The organism is Streptomyces sp. NBC_01275 (genome assembly GCF_026340655.1).
Lineage (GTDB): Bacteria > Actinomycetota > Actinomycetes > Streptomycetales > Streptomycetaceae > Streptomyces.
In genome coordinates this window covers 3,221,890-3,247,810 of sequence record NZ_JAPEOZ010000001.1, presented here as the reverse complement: position 1 = coordinate 3,247,810, position 25,921 = coordinate 3,221,890, and the positions used below count along the sequence as shown (strand labels likewise).

The window sequence follows — 25,921 nt, the reverse complement described above, 5'->3', positions numbered from 1 at the left end:
GGTGCGTCTCGGGCGTGTGTCTCGGGGGATGGGATGAAAGCTGGACGGGTTCGCGCGGCGCACTACCCTTCCGGTATGACCACGCTTTCGCCGTACGACTCCATGTCCCCGGTCACCCGGGTCGCCTACCGCGCCAAGGCGGCCGCCGCCGACCTCGCGCCGCTGCCGCGGTCGGTCAAGGACGACGCGCTGCTCGCGATCGCGGACGCGCTGGAGGTCCGCACGAGTGAGATCGTCGAGGCCAACGCCAAGGACATCGCCAAGGCCCGCGAGGCCGGCACCAGCGAGGCGATCGTCGACCGGCTGACCCTCACCCCGGAGCGGGTGCGGGCCATCGCCTCGGACGTCCGGGACGTCGTCGCGCTGCCCGACCCGGTCGGCGAGGTCGTCCGCGGCTCCACCCTCCCCAACGGCATCGACCTGCGACAGGTCCGCGTCCCGCTCGGCGTCGTCGGCATCATCTACGAGGCCCGTCCGAACGTCACCGTGGACGCCGCCGCCCTCTGCCTGAAGTCCGGCAACGCGGTCCTGCTGCGCGGCTCGTCCTCCGCCTACGAGTCGAACACCGCCCTCGTCCGGGTGATCCGCGACGCCGTCGGCGGCGCCGGGCTGCCCGCCGACGCCGTGCAGCTCGTCCCCGGCGAGGGCCGCGACAGCGTGCGCGAGCTGATGCGCGCCCGCGGTCTGGTCGACGTCCTCATCCCGCGCGGCGGCGCCTCCCTCATCCAGACCGTCGTCACCGAGTCCGCCGTCCCGGTCATCGAGACCGGCACCGGCAACTGCCACGTCTACGTCGACGCCCACGCCGACCTCGACATGGCGATCGACATCCTGATCAACTCCAAGGCGCACCGGGTCAGCGTCTGCAACGCCGCCGAGACCCTCCTGGTCCACCAGGACATCGCCCCCGAGTTCCTGCCCCGCGCCCTCGACGCCCTCGCCGACGCCGGGGTCACGGTGCACGCCGACGAAAGGGTCCTGGCGTACGCCAAGGACTCCAAGGCGACCGTCGTCGAGGCCACGCCCGAGGACTGGGAGACGGAGTACCTCTCCTACGACATCGCCGCCGCCGTGGTCGACTCGCTGGACCGGGCCGTCGAGCACATCCGGCTGTGGACCTCCGGTCACACCGAGGCCATCGTGACCACCTCCCAGCAGGCCGCCCGCCGCTTCACCCAGTTGGTCGACTCCACCACGGTGGCCGTGAACGCCTCCACCCGCTTCACGGACGGCGGCCAGTTCGGCTTCGGCGCGGAGATCGGCATCTCCACCCAGAAGCTGCACGCCCGGGGCCCGATGGGCCTGCCGGAGCTGACCAGCACCAAGTACATCGTCACCGGCGACGGGCACGTACGGCGCTGACGGGCACGTACGGCGTCACGGCGGCCGGTGCGGACGGCCGGTGCGGGCGGCCGGTGAGAGGCGTCTCATCCGGCGGACGAATTTCCCTACCGCCTGCCCAAATTGACCCTCCAGGTCTACTCTGGATTTGTGCCGGAGGACGTGGGGGGTTTGCCGTTCCCTGACGGCTGGGAGCCCGACGACGATCACGACCGCGGGGTGTCGGACGAAGAGTTCGCCTCCGTGGTCTTCGACGAGGCCTTCGTGCAGGCGGCCGTGGTGCACGAGCCGACCGCCGTCGAACGCCTCCTGGCCGCCGCGCAGGCGAGAGCCGAGGCCTCCGAGGCGGAGGCCCGCCGAGCCCGCGCCCGCGGCGACCGCTACGACGACGTGTACGGTCCCGACGGACCCGGCGATTTCGGCCATGATCCGGACCTCGACGACCTGGACGACGCCGACGACCTCGAGGCCTGGGAACGCCGCTACAACGCCTCCGGGACGTACGGCAAGCAGGTCCGCTGGCATCGTCCCGTCGCCTGGATGCTGGCCCTGGTCATGGGCGTCGGCATGGTCGCGCTGGCCTTCGCCGCGGTCTACCGGGGCGCGTCCTCGGGCAGCCGGGACCAGGTGCCGCCGCCCGCCACGACCGGTCTGGAGCAGGGGAGCGCACCGCCCCCGTCCGTGTCGGCCGATCACTCCAAGCCACCCGTCTCGGCGGTCCCGCGCACACCCTGAGCCCCCGGGCGCCATCCGGGGGTCCACCTTGGTGAGAACCTGTCAGAACTTGTCGTGCGGCCAGGCGTTTACCCGGGCTCCCCGCGACCTACTCTGAAGGTATGGGCGGGCCTGGAGACCCACCGGAGGGGACACCCGAGGGCGCTCCCGGTGGTGGAGAGGACGAGTACCGATCCGTCGTCTTCGACGAATCGTTCGTCCGCGCTGCCCGTATCCAGGAGTACTCCGCGCAGGAGCGCATGACCGACCACACGCCCGCCGTGCGCCGCCGCCCGCCCCTGCGCCGCGGCCTGTCCCGGCAGGCCCTGCTGCTGGTCCTGCTGATCGCCGTCGCCTTCGGCACCGCGATCTTCATGGGCGTACGCCACCCCTACCAGAGTTCGGCGATGCGCCGGCCCGTGGAACCCCTGCGGATGACCGTCATCCCGCTCTCCCCGCAGGGCGCGGTGCCCGGCGCGGTCGACGCGGAGTCCCTGTACGCGCACAGTCCCGCCGCACAGTTCCGGATCGGGGCCGAGGGCATCCCACTGCCGGCTTCCCGGCGCACCGCGCACTTCTCCGACAGCCAGGTCGTCACCGCCCTGACCACGGCCAAGGACTATCTGGTGCGCTCCTCCCTCTACCCGGAGGTGCTCACCGGGCAGCAGGTACGGCCCGTGCGCGGTCTGATCGACGGCGACCAGCTCGACCAGTTCGACGAGAGCTTCAGCCACCCGGCCGCCGACGGACGGCACGCCCCGACCGGCTGGCTGGTCCGCTTCGACCCCGCCCAGGCCGAGCTCGCCGACGTCAAGATCCGCGTCCAGGGGACGCTGACGGCCGCCGAGACCGACTCCTCGACCCTCGAGGTCACCACGGACCACACCTTCGTATACGCCCTGCGGCCGACCGGCGCCGACGCGAAGACGCCGGCCTCGCTGTTCACCGTCCGCCGCGAGCTGCACTTCCGCTTCGACCGCGAGGACCTGCGCACCCACCAGGCGCAGCTGATCGTCTCCTACGTCCAGGCCGGCCCGCTGTCCTGCGCCGAGGACTCCACCAACCATCTGCGCCCCCTGCTGGCCGGCGAGACCGCCAAGATGGGCGGCCCGGCCGGCACGGACCCCTACGCGACGGGCAGCGCGGCGGCCCTGTGCGGGGCGCTGGCGACGAGCGCGCAGCCGAAGGTCTGACGTCGAGGGGCTGAGGCCGACGGAAGCAGGGTCGGCCGGGTCCTGGTCCGCCGGGGCTGGTCGGCCGGGTCCTGGGTGACCGAGGCCTGAGTGCCTGGGTGCCTGGGTGCCTGGGCGCTTGGCCGGCCGGTGCTCAGGCGTCGTCGCGCGGAGTCGTGTCCGTCGGTCCGTCCGCCGCCCCGTCCGAGCCGTTCCTCGGCTGCTGGTCCTTGGGCGTGCTCTGACCCGCCGAGCCGCCGAAGCCGCGCCTGACCCGGCCGCCCAGGTCGCCCGCCCCGCCCGCTATGTCGCTGACCAGCTTCATCAGCGGGTCCTTGGAGCTCTTCACACTGGTCGCGTAGTGGGCGGCGGACTCGCGGAAGGAGTCCGTGACCGAGGTGTCCTTGTCCTCGGTGCGCCGCGGGTAGTGGCCGTCCATGATCCGCTGGTGGTCGCGGGACTCGGCCCACTTCTTGAGCTCGGCCGCGCGCACGGTGGTGAAGGGGTGCGTACGGGGCAGCACGTTCAGGATCTTCAGCACGGAGTCGCGCAGGTCGCCGCCCGCCTCGTACTCCTCGGCCTGCTGGAGGAACGCGTCCACGTTCATCTCGTGCAGGTGGTTGCCGCCGGCGATCTTCATCAGGCCGCGCATCGAGGCCCTCAGGTCCTGGCCGACCAGGAGGCCCGCGCGGTCGGCGGACAGCTCCGACTTGCGGAACCACTCGCGCAGCGCGGTCACGATCGCCATGATCGCGAGGTTGCCCAGCGGGATCCAGGCGACCCGGATGGCCAGGTTGGTCAGGAACAGCAGGATCGTGCGGTACACGGAGTGCCCGGACAGGGCGTGGCCCACCTCGTGGCCGATGACCGCCCGCATCTCCTCCTCGTCGAGCAGCTCGACGAGCCCGGTGGTGACCACGATGATCGGCTCGTCCAGGCCGATGCACATCGCGTTGGGCTGCGGGTCCTGGTTGACGTACATCGGCGGGACCTTCTCCAGGTCCAGGATGTAACAGGCGTCCCGCAGCATGTCGTTGAGGTGCGTGAACTGCTGGTCGGAGACCCGCACCGAGTCGGACAGGAACAGCAGCCGCAGGCTCCGCTCGGGCAGCAGCCCGCTGAGCGCCTTGAACACCGTGTCGAAACCGCTCAGCTTGCGCAGCGCCACCAGGGCGGAGCGGTCCGCCGGATGCTCGTAGGCGCGCGAGGAGATCCCCGGGAACCGCCTGCGCTGCCTGCTCGGCACGTTCTCGGAGCCGCTGTTCGCGGAGCCGTCGCTCTTGGAGCCGTTGGTCTCGCGGCCGTCGTCCGACATGTCTTCCCCCATGTGCGTCTGTGTGGCCCTCGTGTGGCACGGCCCGCCCTTTGCGGACCCTTGTGCGGCTCTTTGCGCCCCCGAAGCAGAGCCCAGCCTAGGCGGAGTTACCGTGGACGGGCACTACACCGAAGGAGTCCCGCCCCATGGAGCACAACCCCGCAGCCGCCTGGCTCACCGAGGCCGCCGGCGCCGCTCAGCAGCAAGGGGCGGGGAATCTGCTCCGCGTCGTACTCGTCGTGATGATCCTGGGCTGTGCGCTCACCGCCTGGTTTCTGTTGCGGGGCTACAAGCGGAAGGACGACTGACTCCGCGCGAAGGTTCCCACGCGGAGGTTCCCAATGGCGGAGTCGGCGTGATCGCCGCCGAGCCTCCCGCTTACGATGGGCCGACGTCTTTATCCCGCCCTCCCCCACTCTCGACCTCGCTCGAGCGGGGGACCTCCATCGGATAGGTCCTGCCGAAGATGAGCCTTCACAGCGCCGCTGCCCAGCTGGTCACCCTCGCCGCCGAGGGCGAGGAGCACGGTGGCAACCACGAGAGCCTCAGCCCCTATGTCACCGGCGGCAGCGCGTTCCTCATCCTGCTGTTCCTGCTGTGGGTCACCACCCGCTTCAACCGCGACCGCTGAGGCGCCGGTGTTCGCTTCGGGGCAGTCGGGCATAGCGGGGCGCTTCGGGCCTCCGCCGGCCGGGTCCCTCAGGACGGGCCGGTAGGGTCTGCACGCATGGGAGAGCAGGACATGCCTACCGGCCCGCGGAACCCGGGCAAGCGCCGCCTCGGCGTCATGGGCGGAACGTTCGATCCGATCCACCACGGACACCTCGTGGCGGCCAGTGAGGTCGTCGCGCAGTTCCACCTGGACGAGGTCGTGTTCGTCCCGACCGGCGAGCCCTGGCAGAAGAGCCACAACAGGGTCTCCCTGGCCGAGGACCGCTATCTGATGACGGTCATCGCGACCGCCGAGAATCCTCAGTTCTCGGTGAGCCGTATCGACATCGACCGCGGCGGTCCCACGTACACCGTGGACACCCTGCGCGACCTGCGGGCCCTCAACCCGGACACGGACCTCTTCTTCATCACCGGCGCCGACGCCCTCGGTCAGATCCTGACCTGGCGGGACAGCGAGGAGCTGTTCTCCCTCGCGCACTTCATCGGGGTCACCCGGCCGGGTCACCAGCTCACCGACCCCGGTCTCCCCGAGGGCGGCGTCTCGCTGGTCGAGGTTCCCGCGCTCGCCATCTCCTCCACAGACTGCCGTGCGAGAGTCGCCAAGGGCGACCCCGTCTGGTATCTGGTGCCGGACGGCGTCGTGCGCTATATCGACAAGCGCGAGCTGTACCGCGGCGAGTGAGGCGAGTGAGCCGAGAGGGGTCCCGGTGAACGACCGGTACGACGCGGGGTACGGCGGCGACCAGTACGAGCTCGTCGGCTACGACGAGTACGGCCAGCCGGTCTACCGGCAGGTCCCGCCCCAACAGGTGCCGCAGCAACAGGCCTACGACCCGTACGGGCAACAGGGGCAGCAGAACCCGTCCGGCCAGCAGGGCCAGGGCCAACAGGGTTACGCCTACGACCCGTACGCCACGGGCGGGCAGCAGCAGACGCCCGCCTACGACCCGTACGACACCGGTCGACAGGACCTCGGGTACGACACGGGCCGGCAGGCCGGCTACGACCCCTACGGCACCGGAGCTCACGCCACCCAGGGCGGCAGCCCCGCCTCCGCGGCCCCGTACGACCCCTACGGGCAGACCGCCGTCGGCGGGCAGCAGCCCCGCGCCGAGCAGCCCCGTGTCGCCGAGCAGACCGCCTACATCCCGCAGCAGGCCGGCCCGGTGGAGGCCGAGGAGGGGACGGACGGGCGCGACGCGGCGCACACCGCGGACGGGACCGGGGCCCAAGGGGACTACCACACCGAGCAGTTCGCGTTCGTGGAGGAGCCCGACGGTGACTCCGAGGACGTCATCGACTGGCTGAACTTCACCGAGAACCGCACCGAACGCCGCGAGGAGGCCAAGCGCCGTGCCCGCGGCCGCCTGGTCGCCCTCGTCGTGGTGCTGGCCCTGGTCGCGGTCGGCGGGGTGGGCTACCTCTGGTACGCCGGGAAGCTGCCCGGCCTGTCGTCCTCCGACTCCAAGGCCGACACCGCGACACCGACGGCCGCCCAGAAGCGGGACGTGGTCGTCGTCCATCTGCACAACACCGCCGAGGGCGGCACCTCCACGGCGCTGCTCGTGGACAACACCACGACCAAGCAGGCCACCACCGTCCTGCTGCCCAACTCCCTCGTCCTCACGGACGACGACGGCACCACGACGACCCTCGCCAAGTCCGTAGACGACGACGGCTCCGCCGGGACCCGCGACGCGCTGGACACCGTCCTCGGCACCGACATCGAGGGCACCTGGCGCCTGGACACCCCCTATCTGCAGAACCTCGTCGACCTCGTCGGCGGCATCGAGGTCGACACCGACGCCGACGTGCCCGACCCGTCCGCCAAGAAGAAGGGCCAGGCACCCCTCGTCAACAAGGGCGAGGACCAGACCCTCAGCGGCAAGATGGCCGTCGCCTACGCCACCTACCGCGCCTCCGGCGAGGCCCAGAACGTCCAGCTGGAGCGGTTCGGCCAGGTCATGCAGGGCGTGCTGCGCAAGGTCTCCTCCGACGCGCAGGGCGCCACGGTCACCGTCCAGACGCTGGCCCAGATCCTCGACCCCTCGCTGACGGACAAGGACCTCGGTACCTTCCTCGCCAAGCTCGCCGACCTCGCCAAGGGCGGCGACTACAAGACCGCCCTGCTGCCCGTCCAGACCGACGGCACGCTCAGCGCCGAGGCCGGCGCCGGCGTCGTCAAGGACGTCCTCGGCGGCACCGCGAAGAGCCCCGACAAGGACGCGGCCGTCAGCGTCTCCGTGCAGAACGCCAGCGGCGTCAAGAGCAACACCGAGGACGCGCGCGTGGTGCTGCTGAACGGCGGCTTCACCTTCCTGGAGGCCGGCACCCCGGCGAGCGCCCAGGCCACGTCCCAGGTGCTCTACGCGGACGCCGCCGACAAGGAGAACGCCACCGAGGTCGCCAAGACCCTGGGCCTGTCCACCGGCGCCGTGAAGAAGGGGACCGTCTCCACGAACGCGGACGTCTCGGTCGTCCTGGGCCAGGACTACAAGCCCTCCGCGTCCTAGCCGCAGGCCCTGGTCGCCCTTGGCCGCACGCCCTCCTCGTCCCGCACGAGGAGGGCGACCGCACGGTGATCCCTTGATCGCATGGGGGCCGTCGGCGGTCCGTGAGACCCTTGAGGGCAAACGACCGCCGACGGAAAGCCGTGTAGTGACCGCCACCGACCGCTCCATCGAGCTCATCAACACCGCCGCCCAGGCGGCAGCCGACAAGCTCGCGCACGACATCATCGCCTACGACGTCAGCGACGTGCTGTCGATCACGGACGCCTTCCTGCTGGCCTCCGCGCCCAACGACCGCCAGGTCAAGTCGATCGTCGACGAGATCGAGGAGCGCCTCAACAAGGAGCTCGGCGCCAAGCCGGTGCGCCGCGAGGGCGACCGCGAGGCCCGCTGGGTCCTGCTCGACTACGTCGACATCGTCGTCCACGTCCAGCACAGCGAGGAGCGCGTCTTCTATGCCCTGGAGCGGCTGTGGAAGGACTGCCCCGAGCTGGAGCTGCCCGCCGACGCCAAGGCGACCCGCGGCAAGGCCCAGGAGCACGCCAAGCTGAAGGCCCAGGAGGATGACACCGCCGGGTTCGGGGAGCTGCGGTGACTGCCCCGTCCTCCTCCGCGGCCGGGCCCAGGCCGGGCCGCGGTCGGCGCGTCATCCTCTGGCGGCACGGCCAGACCGCCTGGAACGTGGAGAGCCGCTTCCAGGGCACGACGGACGTCCCGCTGACCGAGACGGGCGTGGCCCAGGCGCGCCGCGCCGCCCGGCTGCTCGCCTCGCTCGAGCCCGACGCCATCGTCGCCTCGGACCTAGTGCGCGCCGCGAACACGGCCGCCGAGCTGGCCGCGCTCACCGGCCTGGACGTGACCCACGACGAGGGCCTGCGCGAGACGTACGCGGGCGTGTGGCAGGGGCTGACGCACCAGGAGATCGTCGCCCGCCACGGCGACGAGTACGCCGCCTGGAAGCGCGGTGAGCCGGTCCGCCGCGGCGGCGGCGAACTGGAGACGGAGGTCGCCGACCGCGCCGCCCCCGTCGTGCTGCGGCACGCCGAGAAGCTCCGCGACGACGGCACGCTGGTCGTCGTCAGTCACGGCGGCACGATCCGCACCACCATCGGCCGTCTCCTCGGCCTGGAGTCGCACAACTGGGAGAGCCTCGGCGGCCTCTCCAACTGCTGCTGGTCCGTCCTCGGCGAGGGCGCCCGAGGCTGGCGTCTCCTCGAGCACAACGCCGGCACCCTGCCGGAGCCGGTGCTCGGCGACGACGACTGAGCGTCGTACCGCAGGCCGGGGCCCGGATTTCACTTTCCGGCAGGTCGCAGGCTAAAGTTCTTCTTGTTCGCCCCGCCGAGCGGGAAGAACACTCGGGGCTATAGCTCAGTTGGTAGAGCGCCTGCATGGCATGCAGGAGGTCAGGAGTTCAATTCTCCTTAGCTCCACTGATCGACACTCTGTGGAGTTGTCAAAGATCGGTTGACGAAGATCTCGTCCCTCAGGGGGCGGGATTTTTTTCATTGCCCAAGGGTCGCCCCGCTCCGCAGCAGAGCCGCGCGCTCTGCCGTCTCCTCGTCGTTCGGCGTGTAGACCACGATCCGGCACTCCGGCATGCCGTTGACCGACAGCGACGTGGACGTCATCCGCAGCTCGCCCAACGTCGAGTGCCGGAAGACCTTCACGCGGCGGCCGGGCTCCGCCACGTCACCGGACTCCCACAGCCGCGCGAACAGCGGGCTCGCCGTCGACAGCCGGCCTATGAACTCCTCCCACGACGGCTCGCCGGCATGCACCCCGTACGCCGCCCGCAGGGTCGCCACCATCACCGGCAGCTCCCTGTCCCGGAACATCAGCGGGCAGTCCTCCTCCCGCACCGTGAACAGCCGCCACAGCGCGTTGGCCGGGACCCGGGAGGCGAGCTCCGCCGCCGGCGCGATGAACAGGTCGTGGTAGACGCTGTTGGCGGCGAGGATGTCGTAGCGCGAGTTGTAGACCACCGCCGGGCGGGGGACGAGCGCTTCGATGATGCCCTGGATCTCCGGGCCCACGCTCTGCACCAGCGCCTCCGGCTGGGGCGAGTACGGCACCTCGGCGAGGTGGTACAGATGCTCCCGCTCGGGCGGGTCGAGCCGTAGTGTGCGCGCCACGGCGTCCAGGACCTGTGCGGAGGCGTTGATCGGCCGACCCTGCTCGAGCCAGGTGTACCAGGTGACGCCCACGCCCGAGAGCTGGGCGACCTCCTCGCGCCGCAGCCCCGGAGTACGACGGCGCAGCCCTGGCGGCATCCCCACGTCCGCCGGTGTCACCCGGGCCCGCCTGCTGCGCAGAAAGGAGGCCAGCTCGGGCCGGCGCCGATGTGCCGTCGCCGTGGCCTCTCCGGTCGTAAGCCCCGCCCCTGGCGGATGCCCTGTCCCCGCCGTATGCCCCGTCCCGGTCGCCGTCCTCGTCTCCGCCCGTGTCCCCATCGTCACATCCCCCATGGTCGATCCCCCGTCCGTCCCCTGCCAGGTGCTGTCAGTACCAGCATCAGCGGGCTCTCGGCACCCGTACCGGATCCGCGTCACGCTCGACCGCATGACGACGACGCCCCGGACGGGCCCGGATCCCGCATCAGCTCCCTCGAATCCGTCGAATCCGTTGAATCCGCCGAATCCACTGAATGACTCGAACCGTGCGAACCCCTCGATCACCCCGATCCACCCGAATTCGGTGACTGCTGCCAGTAAAGCGCCTGCCACTGACAATCGGCCTCGGCGGCTGTTGGCGGTCGTGCTCGCCGCTCAGTTCATGGCACTGCTCGACGTCTTCATCGTGAACGTCGCGGCCCCCACGATCGGTTCCGACCTGCACGCCTCCGGCGCCGAACTCCAGCTGGTCGTCGCCGGCTACGCCATCACCTACTCCGTGCTGCTGATCACCGGCGCACGGCTCGGCGACCGGCTCGGCCACGGCCGGGTCCACCTCGCCGGCCTCGCGCTCTTCACGCTCGCCTCCCTCGCCTGCGGCCTGGCCCAGGGCGGCACCGAGCTGATCGTGTTCCGGCTGGTGCAGGGTGCAGGGTCGGCGGTGATGATCCCGCAGGTGCTCAGCCTGATCCAGCGCACGTTCACCGGCGAGGCCCGAGTGCGGGCGCTGGGGGCCTACTCGGCGGTCCTCGCCGTCGGCGCGGCGGCCGGGCAGGTGGTGGGCGGCGTCCTGGTCAGCGCCGATCTGCTGGGCACCGGCTGGCGGCCGGTGTTCCTGGTGAACGTGCCGGTGGGCCTCGTCCTGTTCGCCGTGGGCAGGCGCGTTCTGCCGCGTGGCGGCGCGGCAGAACGCGAACGGGCGCGCGGTCTGGACGGGCCCGGCCTGGTGCTGCTGGGCGCGGCCGTCTCGCTGGTCACGGTGCCGCTCGTGCTCGGCCAGGAGGAGGACTGGCCGCTGTGGTCCTGGCTGTCCCTGGCTGCCGGCGCCCTTGTGCTCGTCCTGTTCGGCGGATACGAGGCCCGGCTCGCCCGGCGCGGCGGGGCCCCGCTGATCGCGCCCCGCGTGCTGCGCCACCCTGGCATGAACCTCGCCGTTCTGCGCCTTCTGGCCGTCATGGCGGTCAACGGCGGTTTCCTGTTCCTGCTCACCCTGCACGTCCAGGGCGGCCTCGGCTACAGCGCGCTGCGCTCCGGTCTCACCTTCGCGCCGACCGCGGTCGTCTTCGGGGCCGTCGGTCTGACCTGGCGCAAGTGGCCGGCCGCCTGGCAACGGGCCCTGGCCCCGGCCGGGTTCACGCTCACCGCGCTGTCCGTGGCCGGAGTGGGGCTGGCGTTCGAGGGCGGCGGCCACGGGGGCGTCTGGGTGTACGTCGCGTACACCGGTGTGGGCGCCGGGCTCGCCCTCGCCTTCAGCCCGACGCTCACCCGGGCGCTGGCCGGGGTGCGCCCCGAGGACGCGGCGGACGCGAGCGGGCTCCTCGCCACGGTCACCCAGCTCGGGCAGCTGATCGGTGTGGCGGCCTTCGGCACGCTGTTCTTCAACCGGCTTGAGTCACTTGGGGCCCCGGAGGCGTATACCTCTTCGGAAGCGCTTCTCACATGCATGTTCGCGCTCGCTGCGACAGCCGCCGTCGGTGCCGTGTCCGGACTGGTACTGAGGCGTCGCTGACCGTATTGGCTCGGCCGTGGCAGAATCAAACGGCCGGAAGGGGGCGCGGCCCGACGGGAGGGAGTAGCGATGCCTGCGAGCATCCTCGGAGAGGGCGGTCACCTCTTCGAAGCAGTGGTGAGACGGGACAAGGCCACCCGGCTCAGCTGCCCCTCCTGCGGCTCTGCTCATGTGGCTCAGGTCCTCGGCGACAACGGTGGAATTTCCTACGTGTGCACGGCCTGCGGCCACAGCTGGAGCTGATCGATGGGTGCACACAGGCGAAAGTGCGACTGGTGCGGCAGCGGCACCCCGATCGTCCGTGACATGGAGCCGGTCAACCCGGACTACCAGTACTGGTGTGAGGAATGCGCGCGGGCGCTGATCATAAAAGGCGACCCGATCGAGACGTACCGCGAGCTGGAGGGCGAGCCGATCTACGGCCGCCTCCTCGAAGAGCACTGCACGCTCAAGCGGTTCTATTCGTTCGTGACCGCTTGACCTCGCATAACGGGTGAAATCGGACAGGCTGGAAACGATTTGGTGGTCCGCGCCAGGGACCGGTAATGTTGGCGTCGCCGCCGGGGAAGCCCGGCGGAACACCGCAAGGGGCTATAGCTCAGTTGGTAGAGCGCCTGCATGGCATGCAGGAGGTCAGGAGTTCAATTCTCCTTAGCTCCACAGCAGATCCCGCCGGATCGGATTCGATCCGGCGGGATCTTTTTTGTGTTCCCGAGGGGCCGGGGAGCCGGAGGGGCTGGGGCGGGCGATGCGGGGCCGCCTGTTTCCAGGCGGCCCCTTCGTCGTCGTACGGCTGCCGTACGGGTGTCGTGCGGCTCAGCGGCCGAGAGCGCGGCGGCCGCGGCCCTGGGAGAGGACCGGGAGGTTGCGGGCGGGGGCCTGCGCGCGCGTGTCCTCCTCGATGCGCAGGGCCAGCGCCGGACAGCGGCGCACCGCGCGCAGCGCCTTCGCCTCCGCGTACTGCGGCACCTTCGCCTGCGCCACCGTCGGGAAGCCGTCGGCGCCGAGCTGGAAGACCTCCGGGAGGATGTCCGCGCACAGGCCGTGGCCGCGGCACAGCGTCCAGTCGACGAAGATCTTCTGACGGCTGCCACCGCCCTCGTCCGCCGGTGCGCCGCTGGTGATGCCCGCCGGGGCCTCCCCGGGCTCGAAGAGCGGCAGAACGCCCTCCACGGGCCTTCCGCAGCCGTTTCCGAGGACATGGGCGGCCAGGTCGTCCGTGAACGCCTTGATGGTCGACTCCAGGAACATCGCGGAGCCGTCCGGGTGTGAGCACGCGCCGCGCCGCTTGACGTTCTTGGCGACCTGCTTGAGCGCTTCCAGGGCGGCCGGGCCGCCGCCGTTGATGATGTCCTCCATGCCGCGTGCGGCGGCGGGCAGACCGAGGTAGCAGGGACCGCACTGTCCCGCGCTCTCGTCCGCCAGCCACTGCGCCACCCGCAGCGACTCGCCCAGCGGGCAGGTCTCCATGCTGATCGGCAGGATCGCCCCGGCGCCCAGCGCCCCGCCCACCGCGTCCAGCGAATTGCGGGAGACGATCGCCTCGTTGACCGTCGCCGCGTCGATCCACTTGCCGTGGTAGCCGCCGGTCAGCACGCCCTGGGGGACCGGTGGGGCGCCGGCCAGCTGCAGGACGTAGCGCAGCGGCACGCCGGTGGGGACCTCGATCACCATGGGGCGGGCGACCGCGCCGGAGACCGTGAGCATGACGGTGCCCGGCTCGTCGTACAGGCCGGTGTTGCCGTAGCGCTCCGGGCCGATGCGGGCGGCGATGGCGAGTTGGGCGAAGGTCTCTGCGTTGGAGAGCAGGGTCGGGGCGCCGCCGACGCCGTTCTGGGAGGCGCTGACCTTGCGGCCGGGCGGGATGGCCGGGCCGCCGTCGATCGAGCGGATCAGCGACGCGGCGGCGCCGGTGACCATGCGGATCGGGTTGCGCTGCACGCTCGCGCGCAGCGCGGAGCGGCGCCCGTTGCTCAGGCCGCGTTCGGAGAGCGCGGCCTCCATGGAGCGCTGGGTCGATTCGCGGGTGACCCCCACCACGAGCGTGCGGGCTCCCAGCGCCTCGGCGACCAGCAGCGCGCCGTCCAGGATGAGGTGCGGGGCACGGTTGATGAGCACCGTGTCCTTGCGGCAGGCCGGTTCGTCCTCGCTGCCGTTGACGACGACGACCGGTCGTACGCCGCGCTTGATCGCGGCCTCGGCGACCGAGCGCAGCTTTTTGTGGAAGGGGAAGCCCGCGCCGCCGCGGCCCTTGAGGTTGATGTTCTCGGACAGCTTGGCGAGGGCTTCCCCGCCCATGGGTTCAAGCGGCCCGTGGACCTTGAGGTGCATGGGCAGATCGAGTCTCTCGACAAGGTCGAAGCCCGACGTGAGCACCGGAAGGCCGACCACGCGGACTTCTGGGACGTCGGGCAGGGCCTCGTTCACCTATAGCCTCCGGAAGGCGTGTTCCAAGGTTCGCCCGAACCCGTTGCGTCGAAGGACGCGCCGGGCGCTGGTTCATTGGCGGGACCGCTGTTGTACGTGTCACCTTGGTTGTACGTGCCGTACTGGGTGTTCGTCTCACCGGTGTCGCGCACGTCACCTCCGCCGTATCCGGGGGCGCCCGAATTGCCGTAGACCGGGATGTTGAATCCCGTGTCCTGGAGCGGGTCGTAGGCCGACGGGGGCGCCTCGCCGACTGGCGGCGGGGACGGGATCGGCCAGTTGCCCGAGGTGCTGCCGCCGCTGTCGACGCGTGGGATCGCCTCGGTGGCCTGCATGTCGAACGGCATGTTCATGCGGGCGGTCTGGTCGGCGGCGTAGGGCTGCTGCTGGCCGCGGGGCGGCGTGTTGACGGCGCGGTAGGCGGCGGCGAAGCCGTTCGCGGGCTCCGGCGTGGCGGGCGTGTCGTACAGCGGGGACGGCGGTGTCCTCCGGCTGGAGCCCATGGAGTCGGCCGGCGACGGGCGGGCCGAGCGGCCCTCGTAGCCGGGCAGTGCCGACGATCCGGTCTCTCCCACGCGCGCGCGTGACGCCTCCAGGCCGTCCATGGCGGAGCGGTCCGGCGTGCCCAAGAAGGCGGTGATCCGGTCGGCGACCTTGCGCTTGAACGGGCGCGGGGCGGCGCGCAGCGCGAGGGCGGCCATGACCCCGGCCAGGCACAGCTCGTACGAGACCATGAAGAACGGCTTTGCCGCGCGGCCTGCGAACAGGCCGTGGATCAGGGCCGCGCACAGTGCCGGGTAGGCCAGCATGTGCATGGCGCGCCAGCGGGCGGCGACCTCGGCCGGTGCGGCGAACTGGTTGCGCAGCGCGCCGGTGATGCCGACGAAGATCATGAGCAGGGCTGCCAGGGAGCCGAGGCCGATGAGTCCGGCGCTGCCCTTGATGCCCAGGCTGAAAGGAATCAGCGCGGCGATCAGGACGGTGTGGTCCAGTGCCAGCTTGACCGTGATGTGCACCACGAGGAACGCGATGGAGCCGACGGCGGTCACGCGGTGGATGCCCTGCGCGATGATCCGCTGACGTGTGTTGAGGATGAGCCGGTCCTGGGCGACGAGACCCCAGATGACCGAGCAGGTGAGGCAGACCAGTGACAGGACGCCCGCACCGAAGTTGAGGAATGCCTGGAACTGGTCGCCGCCGACCAGCACGACCACGGGTATGAGGACCAGGACGACAGCCGTCGCCACCCCATAGGCCGACCGGCCGGGCTTGGGGAGCGAGCTGTTACTAGGACGAGGGTTCATGGGGGCAACTCCGAGCAGTTCGGGAAAGCGGTCCCGCTGCCGAACTCTAAGCGGCTCCATACCGATGGGTACGAGGTTTGAGTTATTGCGTTGTTATCAAATGACAATGGGGACGGTTGTGGTGTCCCTTAGTGACTGTTACGCGAAGTAAGCATTGACCTTGGTTCAGTCCAGACGGTGCGGGCGGGCTGTCTACCAGGCATACGGAAGCGCCTCGCAGCTTGCTCAAAGCCTGCGGTACCCTAACGCCATGCGTGCTGTACGCCTTCTGCTTAGCGGGCCGCGCCGACCAGCCCCGACCGCCTGAGAACACGGTGGCCGGCATCGGCGCGGCGTCCCCTCCTGTGCGAGGGGATTTTTCGTTTCTCGAAACCCACACCCGCTGGCAGAGACGATCGATGGAGCTTTGAGGATCATGAGCGAGACGAACCCCGCGGCCGCCGCAGTCCCGGCGGAGGCCGCGCCGCACCGCTACACGGCGGCCATGGCCGCTGACATCGAAGCACGCTGGCAGGACTTCTGGGACGCCGAGGGCACGTACGCGGCGCCCAACCCCAAGGGCGACCTGGCCGGTGACCCCGAGCTGGTCGCCCGCCCCAAGAAGTTCATCATGGACATGTTCCCGTACCCCTCCGGTGCGGGCCTGCACGTCGGCCACCCCCTGGGCTACATCGCGACCGACGTCTTCGCGCGCTTCCAGCGCATGACCGGCCACAACGTCCTGCACACCCTGGGCTTCGACGCCTTCGGCCTGCCCGCCGAGCAGTACGCCGTGCAGACCGGCACGCACCCGCGTGTGTCCACCGAGGCCAACATCGAGAACATGAAGTCCCAGCTGCGTCGGCTGGGCCTGGGCCACGACAGGCGCCGGTCGTTCGCCACGATCGACCCGGACTACTACAAGTGGACCCAGTGGATCTTCCTGCAGATCTTCAACTCCTGGTACGACGACGAGGCGCAGAAGGCCCGCCCGATCTCCGGGCTGATCGCCCAGTTCGAGACCGGTGAGCGCGCCGTGCCGGGGCACACGCGCGCGTGGCACGAGCTGACCGCCGTCGAGCGCGCCGACGTCCTGAGCGAGTACCGCCTGGCCTACGCCTCCGACGCCCCGGTCAACTGGTGCCCCGGCCTGGGCACCGTGCTGGCCAACGAGGAAGTCACCGCCGACGGCCGTTCCGAGCGCGGCAACTTCCCCGTCTTCAAGGCGAAGCTGCGCCAGTGGAACATGCGCATCACCGCCTACGCCGACCGGCTGCTGGACGACCTGGAGGCGCTGGACTGGCCCGAGGCCATCAAGCTGCAGCAGCGGAACTGGATCGGCCGCTCCGAGGGCGCCCGCGTCGACTTCCCCGTGGACGGCGCGCACATCACCGTCTTCACCACCCGCCCGGACACCCTGTTCGGCGCGACCTACATGGTGCTGGCCCCCGAACACCCGCTGGTCGACGAGTTCACCCCGGCCGCCTGGCCCGAGGGCACCCACGACGTGTGGACCGGCGGCCACGCGACCCCGGCCGAGGCCGTCGCCGCCTACCGCGCGCAGGCCGCCTCGAAGTCCGACGTGGAGCGCCAGGCCGAGGCCAAGGACAAGACCGGCGTCTTCACCGGCGTGTACGCGACCAACCCGGTCGACGGCGAGCGGATCCCGGTCTTCATCGCCGACTACGTCCTGATGGGCTACGGCACCGGCGCGATCATGGCCGTTCCGGCAGGCGACCAGCGCGACTTCGAGTTCGCGCGCGCCTTCGAACTGCCCGTCCGCTGCATCGTCGAGCCGACCGACGACCGCGGCACCGACCCGTCGACGTGGGAGAACGCCTTCGGGTCGTACGACGCGAAGATCATCAACTCGTCGAACGACGAGATCAGCCTGGACGGCCTGGGCGTCGTCGACGCCAAGGCCCGCATCACCGAATGGCTGGCGCGCAAGGGCATCGGCGAGGGCACCGTCAACTTCCGCCTGCGCGACTGGCTGTTCAGCCGCCAGCGGTACTGGGGCGAGCCCTTCCCGATCGTCTACGACGAGGACGGCATCGCCCACCCGCTGCCCGAGTCGATGCTGCCGCTGGAGCTGCCCGAGGTCGAGGACTACTCGCCGCGCACCTTCGACCCGGACGACGCGCACACGTCCCCCGAGACGCCCCTGTCCCGCAACGAGGACTGGGTCCACGTCACCCTGGACCTGGGCGACGGCCGCGGTCCGCAGAAGTACCGGCGCGAGACCAACACCATGCCCAACTGGGCCGGTTCCTGCTGGTACGAACTGCGCTACCTGGACCCGCACAACAGCCACGAGCTGGTCGACCCCGAGATCGAGCAGTACTGGATGGGCCCGCGCGAGGGCCAGCCGCACGGCGGCGTCGACCTGTACGTCGGCGGCGCCGAGCACGCCGTACTGCACCTGCTGTACGCGCGCTTCTGGTCCAAGGTCCTGTTCGACCTGGGGCACGTCTCCTCCGTGGAGCCGTTCCACAAGCTGTTCAACCAGGGCATGATCCAGGCCTACGCCTACACCGACTCCCGCGGTGTGTACGTGCCGGCGGCCGACGTCGAGGAGCGGGACGGGCAGTTCTTCTACCAGGATCAGCCCGTCAAGCGCGAGTACGGCAAGATGGGCAAGTCTCTGAAGAACGCCGTCACTCCGGACGAGATCGCCGTCCAGTACGGCGCCGACACGCTGCGCCTGTACGAGATGGCGATGGGCCCGCTGGACGTCTCCCGCCCGTGGGACACCCGCGCGGTCGTCGGCCAGTACCGGCTGCTGCAGCGCCTGTGGCGCAACGTCGTGGACGAGGCGACCGGCGAGGTGAACGTCGTCGACGTCGAGGACGCCGACATCGACGTGGACACCCTGCGCGCCCTGCACAAGGCGATCGACGGCGTGCGCCAGGACCTGGAGGGCCTGCGCTTCAACACCGCCATCGCCAAGATCACCGAGCTGAACAACCACCTGACCAAGGCGGGCGTCGCGGTGCCGCGTCCCGTCGCCGAGGCCCTGGTGCTGCTGGTCGCGCCGCTGGCCCCGCACATCGCCGAGGAGCTGTGGCGCAAGCTGGGCCACACCGACTCGGTCGTCCACCAGGACCTGCCGATCGCCGACCCGGCGTACGTCGTCGACGAGAGCGTGACCTGCGTCGTGCAGATCAAGGGCAAGGTCAAGGCGCGCCTGGAGGTGTCGCCGGCCATCTCCGACGAGGAGCTGGAGAAGACCGCGCTGGCCGACGAGAACGTCGTCAAGGCGCTGGGCGGGGCGGATATCCGCAAGGTGATCGTGCGGGCGCCGAAGCTGGTGAACATCGTCACGGCGTAGTCACTCGACGTCGCTCGATGTCCGTCGATGTCCGTCGATGTCGTTCGACGTCGGTCGGCTGCTGTTTTTGGGGCGCGCCTCCGGGTAGTCCCCTACGGGCAGGTTCGGGGTTCTTCTGGAACTTCGCGCCTGCCCGTAGCGTTTACCGTTGAAGAGCGGCGCGGGGTGTGCCGCGGGTGGTCGGAGGAGGAGCTCGTGGAAGCAGTGATCGCAGTCGTCGCCCTGCTCTTCGTGCTCTTTGTCGTGCTGGGCACCTATGCCACGGTGAAGGCGGTCGGCGCCGCCAAACGAGGCGTGGACCGCACCATCACCCAGGCCCGCCGCACGGTCGAGGACCACACCCTGCGGGCCAAGTCCTTCGGCCGGCTCGGACCGGCCGGCGAGATCGCCCAACTCCGGCTGAAGCTGCGCACCTCGATGCGGGCCACCCAGGACGCGCTGCACGCGGGCGTGGCCGAGGACGCGTCCCTGAAGGAGTCCGTCGGCCTCTTCGAGCGGCTCAGCGCGCACGGACACGAACTGGACGAGGAGCTCAAGCGCCTGGAGTCCGAGCCGGACCGCGCGACGCTCGCCGAGCGGCTGCCCGCGCTGCGGGAGCGCACCGAGCGCATCACCAGCTCGGCGGACTCGCTGCGCTGGGCGGCCCGGGACCGCGCCCACCGCTTCGCCGACGACGACCTGGACACCCTCAGCACACAGATAGACGTCGAGGCCGGAGCCCTGCGGCACTGGACCGCCCCCGAGCCCGCGCAGACCCCGCCCCCGTGGCCGGAGGCGCCGGCCGCCGACAGCGCGTCGCAAGGACAGACCTGGCCGGAGACGCCCGGCTCACACACCGCGGCGGAACCGACCCGGCCCTCCATCACCCCTCCGGCGCCACGCCCCGTCTATCCCTGGCAGAAGAAGCCCCGCCCCGAGAGCACGACGTGACGCGGTAGAGACGTACCGTGCGAGAGAGACGGACCGTGCGAGCGGAGGCGGACCGTGTGCCAGACGCGGTGCATGGCGCGGTACTTGATTCGGTCAAGGGCTGTCCGCCCGTCAGGGGCCGGGCTGCCGTCCAGGCGCTACGGCAGGTAACCTCCAGCTCATGTCCCGCCATGTCGCGATCGTCACGGATTCAACGGCCTACCTGCCGCAGCGGACGATGGAGCGCCACGGCATCACCGCGGTGCCCCTGACCGTCGTCCTGGGCGACCAGGCTTTGGAAGAGGGCACCGAGATCTCGACCCGCTCTCTCGCCCAGGCCTTGCAGAAGCGACGCTCCGTCACCACCTCGCGCCCCAGCCCCCAGCTCTTCGCCGAGACCTACCGCAAGGTCGCCGAGGCCGGCGCCACCGGCATCGTCTCCCTCCATCTCTCCGCCGAGTTGTCCGGCACGTACGACGCGGCGGTCGTCGCGGCGCGGGAGGCGCCGGTGCCGGTGCGGGTGGTGGACACCGGCATGGTCGCGATGGCGCTCGGGTTCTGCGCGCTCGCGGCCGCCGAGGCGGCGGAGTCCGGCGGCACGGTGGACGAGGCGGTCACGGCTGCGGAGAAGCAGGCCGCCGGCACCTCCGCCTACTTCTACGTCGACACCCTCGACTATCTGCGCCGCGGCGGCCGGATCGGCGCCGCCCAGGCCCTGCTGGGCTCCGCGCTCGCGGTGAAGCCGCTGCTCCAGCTGGACGGCGGGCGCATCGAGCTGCTGGAGAAGGTGCGGACGGCGTCCAAGGCGATCGCCCGCCTTGAGGAGCTGGCGGCCGACCGGGCGGGCAGTGCGCCGGTCGACATCGCTGTCCATCACCTCGCCGCCCCCGACCGGGCGTCCGCCCTCGCGGACCGGCTGCGGACGCGGGTGCCCGGGCTGGGCGACCTGCATGTGAGCGAGGTGGGTGCGGTGATCGGGGCGCACACGGGGCCCGGGCTGTTGGGGGTTGTGGTGTCACCGCGGTAGCTGATGCCCACGCATCGGTCTGCTGCCTGCTGCCTGCTGCCTGCTGTCGGCTGTCGGCTTTGGTTGTTGGCTCCTCACCCGGGTGAGTGGTCGAGTTATCCACAACTGGGCCGTCATCCACGGAAATTGACCAAGATCATCGCGATGTGGCGAAGTGCCCGATCCTCGAGACATGGCACTTCGATCACGCTCACGCACTCCGAACGCGACCAGCGGCCCCGGGCGGGGCCCACACTCCGACGGCCGCGTCCGTCCTCGCCGCTCACCCGGCCGACGCCGGGTCGGCCAGCGTCATGCCTCGGCTGAGGACCTCCGGCGGCGGGCGGAGGTGTTGTTCACCGAACGGGCTGGGGGCGCGGATGCGGGTACAGCTGCGGCCGCGGACGTGGACTTGGCTTTGGCTGTGGACGTGGGCGAGGTGCCCGTCGGTGACGCTCCTGAGGTGAGGGCGCGTCCTCCAGGGACCTGGCAGGAGCGAGCCGGGATGGCTCTGCGGGAGCGGTTGCCGGTGTGGGTGCAGGCGCGCTGCGGAATGGAGCGCAGGAGCGTGCTCGCGCTCACCGCGGTGCTGGTCGCCGCCGCTGCCTTCGCCTTACAGCACTTCTGGGCAGGGCGCGCCCAGCCCGTGAGGCCTCCGGAGGTGGTGCGAGCCGCGGCTCCGTATGAGGTGGGAGAGCGGAGCCCGGCCGCCGGGGCCGCGCCTTCTGCCGCTGCCGGGACGTCCGCGACGTTGGCGGCTTCCTCCGCAACCATGGGCGCCGCAGGCACGGCCGGGGCCGAGATCGTGGTGGATGTCAGCGGCAAGGTGCGCAAGCCCGGGATCCACCGTCTGCCGGCCGGGTCACGCGTGGTCGACGCGCTGAACGCGGCCGGCGGGGTGCGGCCGGGCACGAACACCGACGGGCTCAACCGTGCGCGGTTCCTCGTCGACGGAGAGCAGGTTGTCGTCGGCGGTCCCGCACCGGCCACGGCTGCCGGGGCGGGAGGAGCGGGTACGGGGGCGGGTGCGGGAGCAGCGGGCTCCGCCGGGGCCGGCATGGGAGCCGGGCCCGCGGCTCCCGTCTCCCTCAACACGGCCACCGTGGACCAGCTCGACACCCTGCCGGGCGTCGGGCCCGTGTTGGCGCAGCACATCGTCGACTACCGCACCCGGCACGGCGGTTTCCGGTCGGTGAACGAGCTGCGCGAGGTGAACGGCATCGGCGAGCGTCGCTTCGCCGACCTGCGGAATCTCGTACGGCCATGAGGCGCGACGACATGGCCGCCGCACAGGCGCCTTCCGGCACGGGGAACGGGCGGACCGTGGAGGCCGGAGGGCCTCGGACCGGCCTCGGCTCCCGTGCTCGCCGAGCTGTGCACGAGGCTTCCGGGAATCGGCTGGGCGATGCTCACCCGCGGCAGGAAGGGCCGGTGGATCTGCGGCTCGTACCGCCCGCGCTCGCGGCCTGGGCGACGGCGGCGCTGACGTTGGACGCGTCGCCGGGGTGGGTGGGCGCCCTCGCGCTCGGCTGCCTGCTCGCGGCGGGCGTGCTGCTGAGGGCGGGCCGGCGCGGCACGGGAGTCGAGCGACACTCCAGGCTGCGGGGTGGTCGGCCTGCGGCCGGCCGAGGCGTCGGGGACCTGGGCGGTCGAGACGTCCGGGACCTGGGCGGGCAGGGCAGTCGGAGGTCGGGCGCGCAGGGTGGTGGTCGGAGCTGCGGTGCGCCGGAAGGCGGAGGTACCGGTGGGCCGGAGGACGGGAGCTCGGGTGGACCCAAAGGCAGGAGCTCGGGTGCGCCGGAGAGCAGGCGCTCAGGTGGCTCCAGCGGGCAGGCCCCCGGCGGACCCGGTGTCTGGCCGAAGCCGGCTGTGGCTGGCGTGCTGCTCTGTGTGGCCGCGGCTGCCGCCTCCGCCGGGCTGCACGGGGCCGATCTGCGGCGAGGGCCGGTGCCGGTGCTGGCGCGGGAGTACGCCACCGTGACCGCCGAGGTCGAGATCACCGCCGATCCCCGGCTCACCCGGCCCAGGGTCAGAGGGGACCACGTGACTCCGGACTCCGTCCTGATCGAAGGGGAGGTGCGCAGCGTCCAGGAAGCGGCCGGACAGACGGTGGCGACGCGGACACCGGTGCTGATGATCGTGGACGGGAACGGGAACGGGAACGGGAACGTCGGGGCGGGTGCGGAATCAGCCGACGGGCAGATGGGCGGCGTACAGGCAGCCAAGGGCGGGCCGGGCGGGTCGCCGTGGCTGGGGCTGCTGCCGTCCACCCGGGTGCGGGTGACCGGGAGGTTGGCGCCCGCGATGACGCAAGGGGACCGGATCGCGGCCGTGCTGCGGGTGCGGGACCGAGCGGCGCCGTCGGTCGTGGAGGAGCCCTCGGCGGCGCAGCGGACGGCGGGCCGGCTGCGGGCGGGGCTGCGGGAGGCCACCGACGGGCTGCCGGCGGACGCCCGGGCGCTGCTGCCGGGGCTGGTCGTGGGAGACACCGCACGGATTCCGCCCGAGCTGGACGAGGCCTTCAAGGAGACGGACCTCGCTCACACGCTCGCGGTGTCCGGGAGCAACCTCACGATCATCCTCGCCCTGCTCCTGGGGCCGCCCGGGCTGGCCCAGCACATCGAGCGCCGTGGTCTGGCCCCGCGACTCGGCATCTCCTTGCGGGCGACCGCGCTGCTCGGCGGAGCGCTCACGCTCGGGTTCGTGATCGTGTGCCGGCCCGACCCGAGTGTGCTGCGGGCCGCGGCCTGCGGAGCCGTCGTACTGCTCGCCCTCGCCACCGGCCGCCGCAGGTCGCTCATCCCCGCGCTGGCGACGGCGGTCCTGCTGCTGGTGCTGTACGACCCGTGGCTGGCCCGGAGCTATGGGTTCCTGCTGTCCGTTCTGGCCACCGGGGCCCTGCTGACGCTGGCGCCGCGCTGGAGCGCCGCGCTGCGACGGCACCGGGTTCCCCCGCGGCTCGCGGAGGCGCTGGCGGCCGCGGGGGCCGCGCAGGCCCTGTGCGCGCCGGTCGTGGCGGTGCTGTCGGCGCGGGTGAGTCTGGTTGCGGTGCCGTGCAACCTCCTCGTGGAGTTCGCGGTCGCACCGGCCACGGTGCTGGGCTTCGCGGCGCTGGCGACGGCGCCCGTGTTGATGCCGGTGGCCAAGGGGCTTGCGTGGTGCGCGAGTTGGCCGGCCGAGTGGATCGCGGGTGTGGCGCGGTCGGGGGCGGCGCTGCCCGGCGGGGGCGTGGACTGGCCGGGCGGCTGGGGCGGGGCGCTGTTGCTGGCCCTCGGCACGGCGGGGCTGGTGTTGCTCGGGAAGCGGCTGCTGAGGCATCCGTGGCTGTGCGGGCTGGGCGGGGTGCTGCTCCTGCTCGTGGTGGTGCAGCCGCCGCCGCTGACCCGGGTGATCACGGGCTGGCCGCCGCCGGGCTGGCGGCTGGCGATGTGCGATGTGGGGCAGGGCGACGCGACGGTGCTCGCGGCGGGGGACGGCGCGGGCGTGGTGGTGGACGCCGGACCTGATCCGGCGCTGGTCGACCGGTGCCTGCGCACGCTCGGCATCACCAGGGTGCCGCTCGTCGTGCTGACGCACTTCCACGCCGACCATGTCGCAGGGCTGCCGGGAGTGCTGCGGGGGCGGGCGGTGGGGGCGATCGAGACGACGGGGTTCGAGGAGCCCGTGGACCAGGTGGAGTTCGTGCGGAGGGAGGCGGAGGCTCGGAAGGTGCCCGTCGTACGGGCCGTGGCCGGGGAGCGGCGCCGGATCGGGGACGACCTGGACTGGGAGGTGCTGTGGCCGCCCCCGCGGCCGACGCTGGAACCGGACGGGCCGAACGACGCCAGCGTGACACTGCTCGTGCGGTCGGCCGGGCTGCGGATGCTGCTGCTCGGGGACCTCGAACCCCCGGCCCAGCGGGCGCTGTCGCGCTCACCGGCGGCCGCGCGGTTGAGCGGGGTGGATGTGCTCAAGGTGGCCCACCACGGCTCGGCCTACCAGGATCCGGACCTCATACGGGCGGTCGCGCCGCGGCTGGCGTTGATCTCGTGCGGCGCGGACAACCCGTACGGGCATCCCGCGCCCAGCACGGTCGCGGCGCTGCGTGCGGGCGGTGCGGTGGTGCTGCGGACGGACCGGGACGGGGCGCTGGCTGTCTCGGGTGCGGGCGGGGCGCTGCGAGTGGCGCGAGACTGAGGGCATGAATCCCGCACCGGTTGACGCCCGCAAGACCGACGCCGGCCAGGTCGACGCCGGCCAGGTCGACGCCCGCCAGGTCGACGCTCGTAAGGTTGATCCTCGCTTGGTCGATGCCTATCTGCGCCGCCTAGGGGTGCCGCATCCGGCGTGGCCCACCGTCGACGTGCTACGCGAGCTGCACCTGAGGCATCTGCAGACCGTGCCCTTCGAGAACCTGTCGGTCCATCTGGGCGAGGAGATCGTGCTGGAGGAGAACCGGCTGGTCGAGAAGGTCGTCGATGGGCGGAGGGGAGGGTTCTGTTACGAGCTGAACGGGGCGTTCGGGGCGCTGCTGAGGGTGCTCGGATTCGACGTGACGCTGTTCGCGGCGCGGGTGTACGGGGAGGAGGAGCGGCTCGGGATTCCCTACGACCATCTGGCGCTGCTGGTGCGGACGGTGGACGCGGGGGAGTGGCTGGCCGACGTCGGGTTCGGGGCGCACAGCCACTACCCGCTCCGGTGGGAGCACCGAGGCGAACAGGAGGATCCCGGCGGGACGTTCCGGATCGTCGAGGCCGGCCCGGACGCGGCCGGGGTGAAGGGCGGGGCGGACGGATCGGCGCGGTCGGCGGGGGCGGCCGACCTGGACGTCGTGCACGACGGCGGGCGGGTGTACCGGGTGGAGGTGCGACCGAGGGTGCTGGGCGACTTCGCGGCCGGGGCCTGGTGGCACAGCAGCTCGCCGGGGTCGCACTTCACCCAGTCGCTGATCTGTTCGCGGGTCACGGAGGACGGCGGAAGGATCACCCTCAGTGGACACAAGCTGAAGGCGACGGCCGCGGACGGCACGAGCGAGGAGCGCGAACTGGTGGGGGACGAGGAGGTGTTGGAGGAGTACCGGGAGCGGTTCGGGATCGAGCTGGAGCGGGTGCCGACGGTCCGTGGGCGTGACGGAAAATGA

The 25,921-nt window shown here is 71.4% G+C and carries 21 protein-coding genes and 2 tRNA genes; 19 read left to right on the top strand and 4 right to left on the bottom strand.

Annotation, left to right across the window (positions count from 1 at the left end; translation table 11 throughout):
- Window positions 1-75 precede the first annotated feature (75 nt).
- The 3 genes from OG562_RS14235 to OG562_RS14225 all read left to right on the top strand — a co-directional run bounded on the left by OG562_RS14235 (window position 76) and on the right by OG562_RS14225 (window position 3,248).
- Window positions 76-1,362 carry a glutamate-5-semialdehyde dehydrogenase gene (locus OG562_RS14235; protein ID WP_266397312.1) on the top strand — a complete coding sequence of 429 codons (1,287 nt, stop codon included), beginning with the start codon at window positions 76-78 and terminating at the stop codon, window positions 1,360-1,362.
- A 129-nt stretch (window positions 1,363-1,491) separates the two neighbouring features.
- Window positions 1,492-2,076 (top strand): hypothetical protein, encoded by a 585-nt coding sequence (locus tag OG562_RS14230; RefSeq protein ID WP_266397310.1) that lies wholly within the window; start codon window positions 1,492-1,494, stop codon window positions 2,074-2,076.
- A 101-nt stretch (window positions 2,077-2,177) separates the two neighbouring features.
- Window positions 2,178-3,248 carry a hypothetical protein gene (locus OG562_RS14225; RefSeq protein WP_266397308.1) on the top strand — a complete coding sequence of 357 codons (1,071 nt, stop codon included), beginning with the start codon at window positions 2,178-2,180 and terminating at the stop codon, window positions 3,246-3,248.
- Window positions 3,249-3,381: 133 nt separating this feature from the next.
- Here the strand turns inward: OG562_RS14225 and OG562_RS14220 are convergent, their stop codons facing one another.
- Window positions 3,382-4,554, bottom strand: a complete 1,173-nt coding sequence (locus OG562_RS14220; RefSeq protein ID WP_266397307.1) for a M48 family metallopeptidase — start codon at window positions 4,552-4,554, stop codon at window positions 3,382-3,384.
- Window positions 4,555-4,688: 134 nt separating this feature from the next.
- Between OG562_RS14220 and OG562_RS14215 the strand changes: the two genes are divergently transcribed.
- The 7 genes from OG562_RS14215 to OG562_RS14185 all read left to right on the top strand — a co-directional run bounded on the left by OG562_RS14215 (window position 4,689) and on the right by OG562_RS14185 (window position 9,157).
- The gene (locus OG562_RS14215) at window positions 4,689-4,850 is read left to right on the top strand and encodes a hypothetical protein (RefSeq protein WP_266397304.1); all 162 of its coding nucleotides are present in this window, start codon (window positions 4,689-4,691) and stop codon (window positions 4,848-4,850) included.
- 158 nt (window positions 4,851-5,008) lie between these two features.
- Window positions 5,009-5,173: a hypothetical protein gene (locus OG562_RS14210; RefSeq protein ID WP_266397301.1), complete on the top strand. Its 165-nt coding sequence runs from the start codon at window positions 5,009-5,011 to the stop codon at window positions 5,171-5,173.
- A gap of 96 nt (window positions 5,174-5,269) precedes the next feature.
- Window positions 5,270-5,896 carry a nicotinate-nucleotide adenylyltransferase gene (nadD, locus tag OG562_RS14205; RefSeq protein ID WP_266397299.1) on the top strand — a complete coding sequence of 209 codons (627 nt, stop codon included), beginning with the start codon at window positions 5,270-5,272 and terminating at the stop codon, window positions 5,894-5,896.
- Between the two features lie 25 nt (window positions 5,897-5,921).
- The gene (locus OG562_RS14200) at window positions 5,922-7,727 is read left to right on the top strand and encodes an LCP family protein (protein WP_266397296.1); all 1,806 of its coding nucleotides are present in this window, start codon (window positions 5,922-5,924) and stop codon (window positions 7,725-7,727) included.
- Window positions 7,728-7,872: 145 nt separating this feature from the next.
- Window positions 7,873-8,319 (top strand): ribosome silencing factor, encoded by a 447-nt coding sequence (gene rsfS / locus OG562_RS14195; protein WP_266397293.1) that lies wholly within the window; start codon window positions 7,873-7,875, stop codon window positions 8,317-8,319.
- Entirely contained in the window at window positions 8,316-8,990 is a 675-nt protein-coding gene (locus OG562_RS14190; RefSeq protein WP_266397290.1) for a histidine phosphatase family protein, read from the top strand. Before rsfS ends, OG562_RS14190 begins: the two co-directional genes overlap by 4 nt.
- Window positions 8,991-9,084: 94 nt before the next feature.
- A tRNA-Ala gene (locus OG562_RS14185) sits at window positions 9,085-9,157 on the top strand.
- A 72-nt stretch (window positions 9,158-9,229) separates the two neighbouring features.
- Here the strand turns inward: OG562_RS14185 and OG562_RS14180 are convergent.
- Window positions 9,230-10,051, bottom strand: coding sequence for a helix-turn-helix transcriptional regulator (locus OG562_RS14180; protein WP_266409259.1), 822 nt, complete (start codon window positions 10,049-10,051; stop codon window positions 9,230-9,232).
- Window positions 10,052-10,481: 430 nt separating this feature from the next.
- On the opposite strand from OG562_RS14180, the gene OG562_RS14175 reads away from it, so the two are divergent.
- From OG562_RS14175 to OG562_RS14165, 3 genes are all read left to right on the top strand, one after another.
- Entirely contained in the window at window positions 10,482-11,846 is a 1,365-nt protein-coding gene (locus OG562_RS14175) for an MFS transporter (RefSeq protein WP_266397287.1), read from the top strand.
- Between the two features lie 246 nt (window positions 11,847-12,092).
- Window positions 12,093-12,326: a hypothetical protein gene (locus OG562_RS14170; RefSeq protein ID WP_003976229.1), complete on the top strand. Its 234-nt coding sequence runs from the start codon at window positions 12,093-12,095 to the stop codon at window positions 12,324-12,326.
- Window positions 12,327-12,433: 107 nt separating this feature from the next.
- Window positions 12,434-12,506 (top strand) — tRNA-Ala (locus tag OG562_RS14165).
- Window positions 12,507-12,662: 156 nt separating this feature from the next.
- Here the strand turns inward: OG562_RS14165 and OG562_RS14160 are convergent.
- Both OG562_RS14160 and OG562_RS14155 read right to left on the bottom strand, forming a co-directional pair.
- Window positions 12,663-14,273: an NADH-quinone oxidoreductase subunit NuoF family protein gene (locus tag OG562_RS14160; protein ID WP_266397283.1), complete on the bottom strand. Its 1,611-nt coding sequence runs from the start codon at window positions 14,271-14,273 to the stop codon at window positions 12,663-12,665.
- Complete coding sequence (locus OG562_RS14155) at window positions 14,270-15,577, bottom strand: ferric reductase-like transmembrane domain-containing protein (protein WP_266397281.1); 1,308 nt, start codon at window positions 15,575-15,577, stop codon at window positions 14,270-14,272. The genes OG562_RS14160 and OG562_RS14155 overlap by 4 nt, the downstream gene beginning before the upstream one ends.
- A 415-nt stretch (window positions 15,578-15,992) precedes the next feature.
- Between OG562_RS14155 and leuS the strand changes: the two genes are divergently transcribed.
- From leuS to OG562_RS14125, 6 genes are all read left to right on the top strand, one after another.
- Window positions 15,993-18,887: a leucine--tRNA ligase gene (gene leuS, locus OG562_RS14150; protein WP_266397279.1), complete on the top strand. Its 2,895-nt coding sequence runs from the start codon at window positions 15,993-15,995 to the stop codon at window positions 18,885-18,887.
- 195 nt (window positions 18,888-19,082) lie between these two features.
- The gene (locus OG562_RS14145; RefSeq protein WP_266397277.1) at window positions 19,083-19,817 is read left to right on the top strand and encodes a hypothetical protein; all 735 of its coding nucleotides are present in this window, start codon (window positions 19,083-19,085) and stop codon (window positions 19,815-19,817) included.
- A 160-nt stretch (window positions 19,818-19,977) separates the two neighbouring features.
- Window positions 19,978-20,823, top strand: coding sequence for a DegV family protein (locus OG562_RS14140; protein ID WP_266397276.1), 846 nt, complete (start codon window positions 19,978-19,980; stop codon window positions 20,821-20,823).
- Between the two features lie 172 nt (window positions 20,824-20,995).
- Window positions 20,996-22,069 carry a ComEA family DNA-binding protein gene (locus tag OG562_RS14135; RefSeq protein ID WP_266397275.1) on the top strand — a complete coding sequence of 358 codons (1,074 nt, stop codon included), beginning with the start codon at window positions 20,996-20,998 and terminating at the stop codon, window positions 22,067-22,069.
- An 11-nt stretch (window positions 22,070-22,080) separates the two neighbouring features.
- Complete coding sequence (locus OG562_RS14130) at window positions 22,081-24,978, top strand: ComEC/Rec2 family competence protein (protein WP_266409258.1); 2,898 nt, start codon at window positions 22,081-22,083, stop codon at window positions 24,976-24,978.
- A gap of 4 nt (window positions 24,979-24,982) precedes the next feature.
- Entirely contained in the window at window positions 24,983-25,921 is a 939-nt protein-coding gene (locus tag OG562_RS14125; protein WP_266397274.1) for an arylamine N-acetyltransferase, read from the top strand.

Bases quoted from the DNA above. Each gene is read 5' to 3' on its own strand.
- OG562_RS14235 (WP_266397312.1), top strand. From the start codon at position 76: ATGACCACGCTTTCGCCGTACGACTCCATGTCCCCGGTCACCCGGGTC.
- OG562_RS14225 (WP_266397308.1), top strand. From the start codon at position 2,178: ATGGGCGGGCCTGGAGACCCACCGGAGGGGACACCCGAGGGCGCTCCC.
- OG562_RS14220 (WP_266397307.1), bottom strand. From the start codon at position 4,554: ATGGGGGAAGACATGTCGGACGACGGCCGCGAGACCAACGGCTCCAAG.
- OG562_RS14215 (WP_266397304.1), top strand. From the start codon at position 4,689: ATGGAGCACAACCCCGCAGCCGCCTGGCTCACCGAGGCCGCCGGCGCC.
- OG562_RS14210 (WP_266397301.1), top strand. From the start codon at position 5,009: ATGAGCCTTCACAGCGCCGCTGCCCAGCTGGTCACCCTCGCCGCCGAG.
- nadD (WP_266397299.1), top strand. From the start codon at position 5,270: ATGGGAGAGCAGGACATGCCTACCGGCCCGCGGAACCCGGGCAAGCGC.
- OG562_RS14170 (WP_003976229.1), top strand. From the start codon at position 12,093: ATGGGTGCACACAGGCGAAAGTGCGACTGGTGCGGCAGCGGCACCCCG.
- OG562_RS14155 (WP_266397281.1), bottom strand. From the start codon at position 15,577: ATGAACCCTCGTCCTAGTAACAGCTCGCTCCCCAAGCCCGGCCGGTCG.
- leuS (WP_266397279.1), top strand. From the start codon at position 15,993: ATGAGCGAGACGAACCCCGCGGCCGCCGCAGTCCCGGCGGAGGCCGCG.
- OG562_RS14140 (WP_266397276.1), top strand. From the start codon at position 19,978: ATGTCCCGCCATGTCGCGATCGTCACGGATTCAACGGCCTACCTGCCG.
- OG562_RS14135 (WP_266397275.1), top strand. From the start codon at position 20,996: ATGGCACTTCGATCACGCTCACGCACTCCGAACGCGACCAGCGGCCCC.
- OG562_RS14130 (WP_266409258.1), top strand. From the start codon at position 22,081: ATGGCCGCCGCACAGGCGCCTTCCGGCACGGGGAACGGGCGGACCGTG.
- OG562_RS14125 (WP_266397274.1), top strand. From the start codon at position 24,983: ATGAATCCCGCACCGGTTGACGCCCGCAAGACCGACGCCGGCCAGGTC.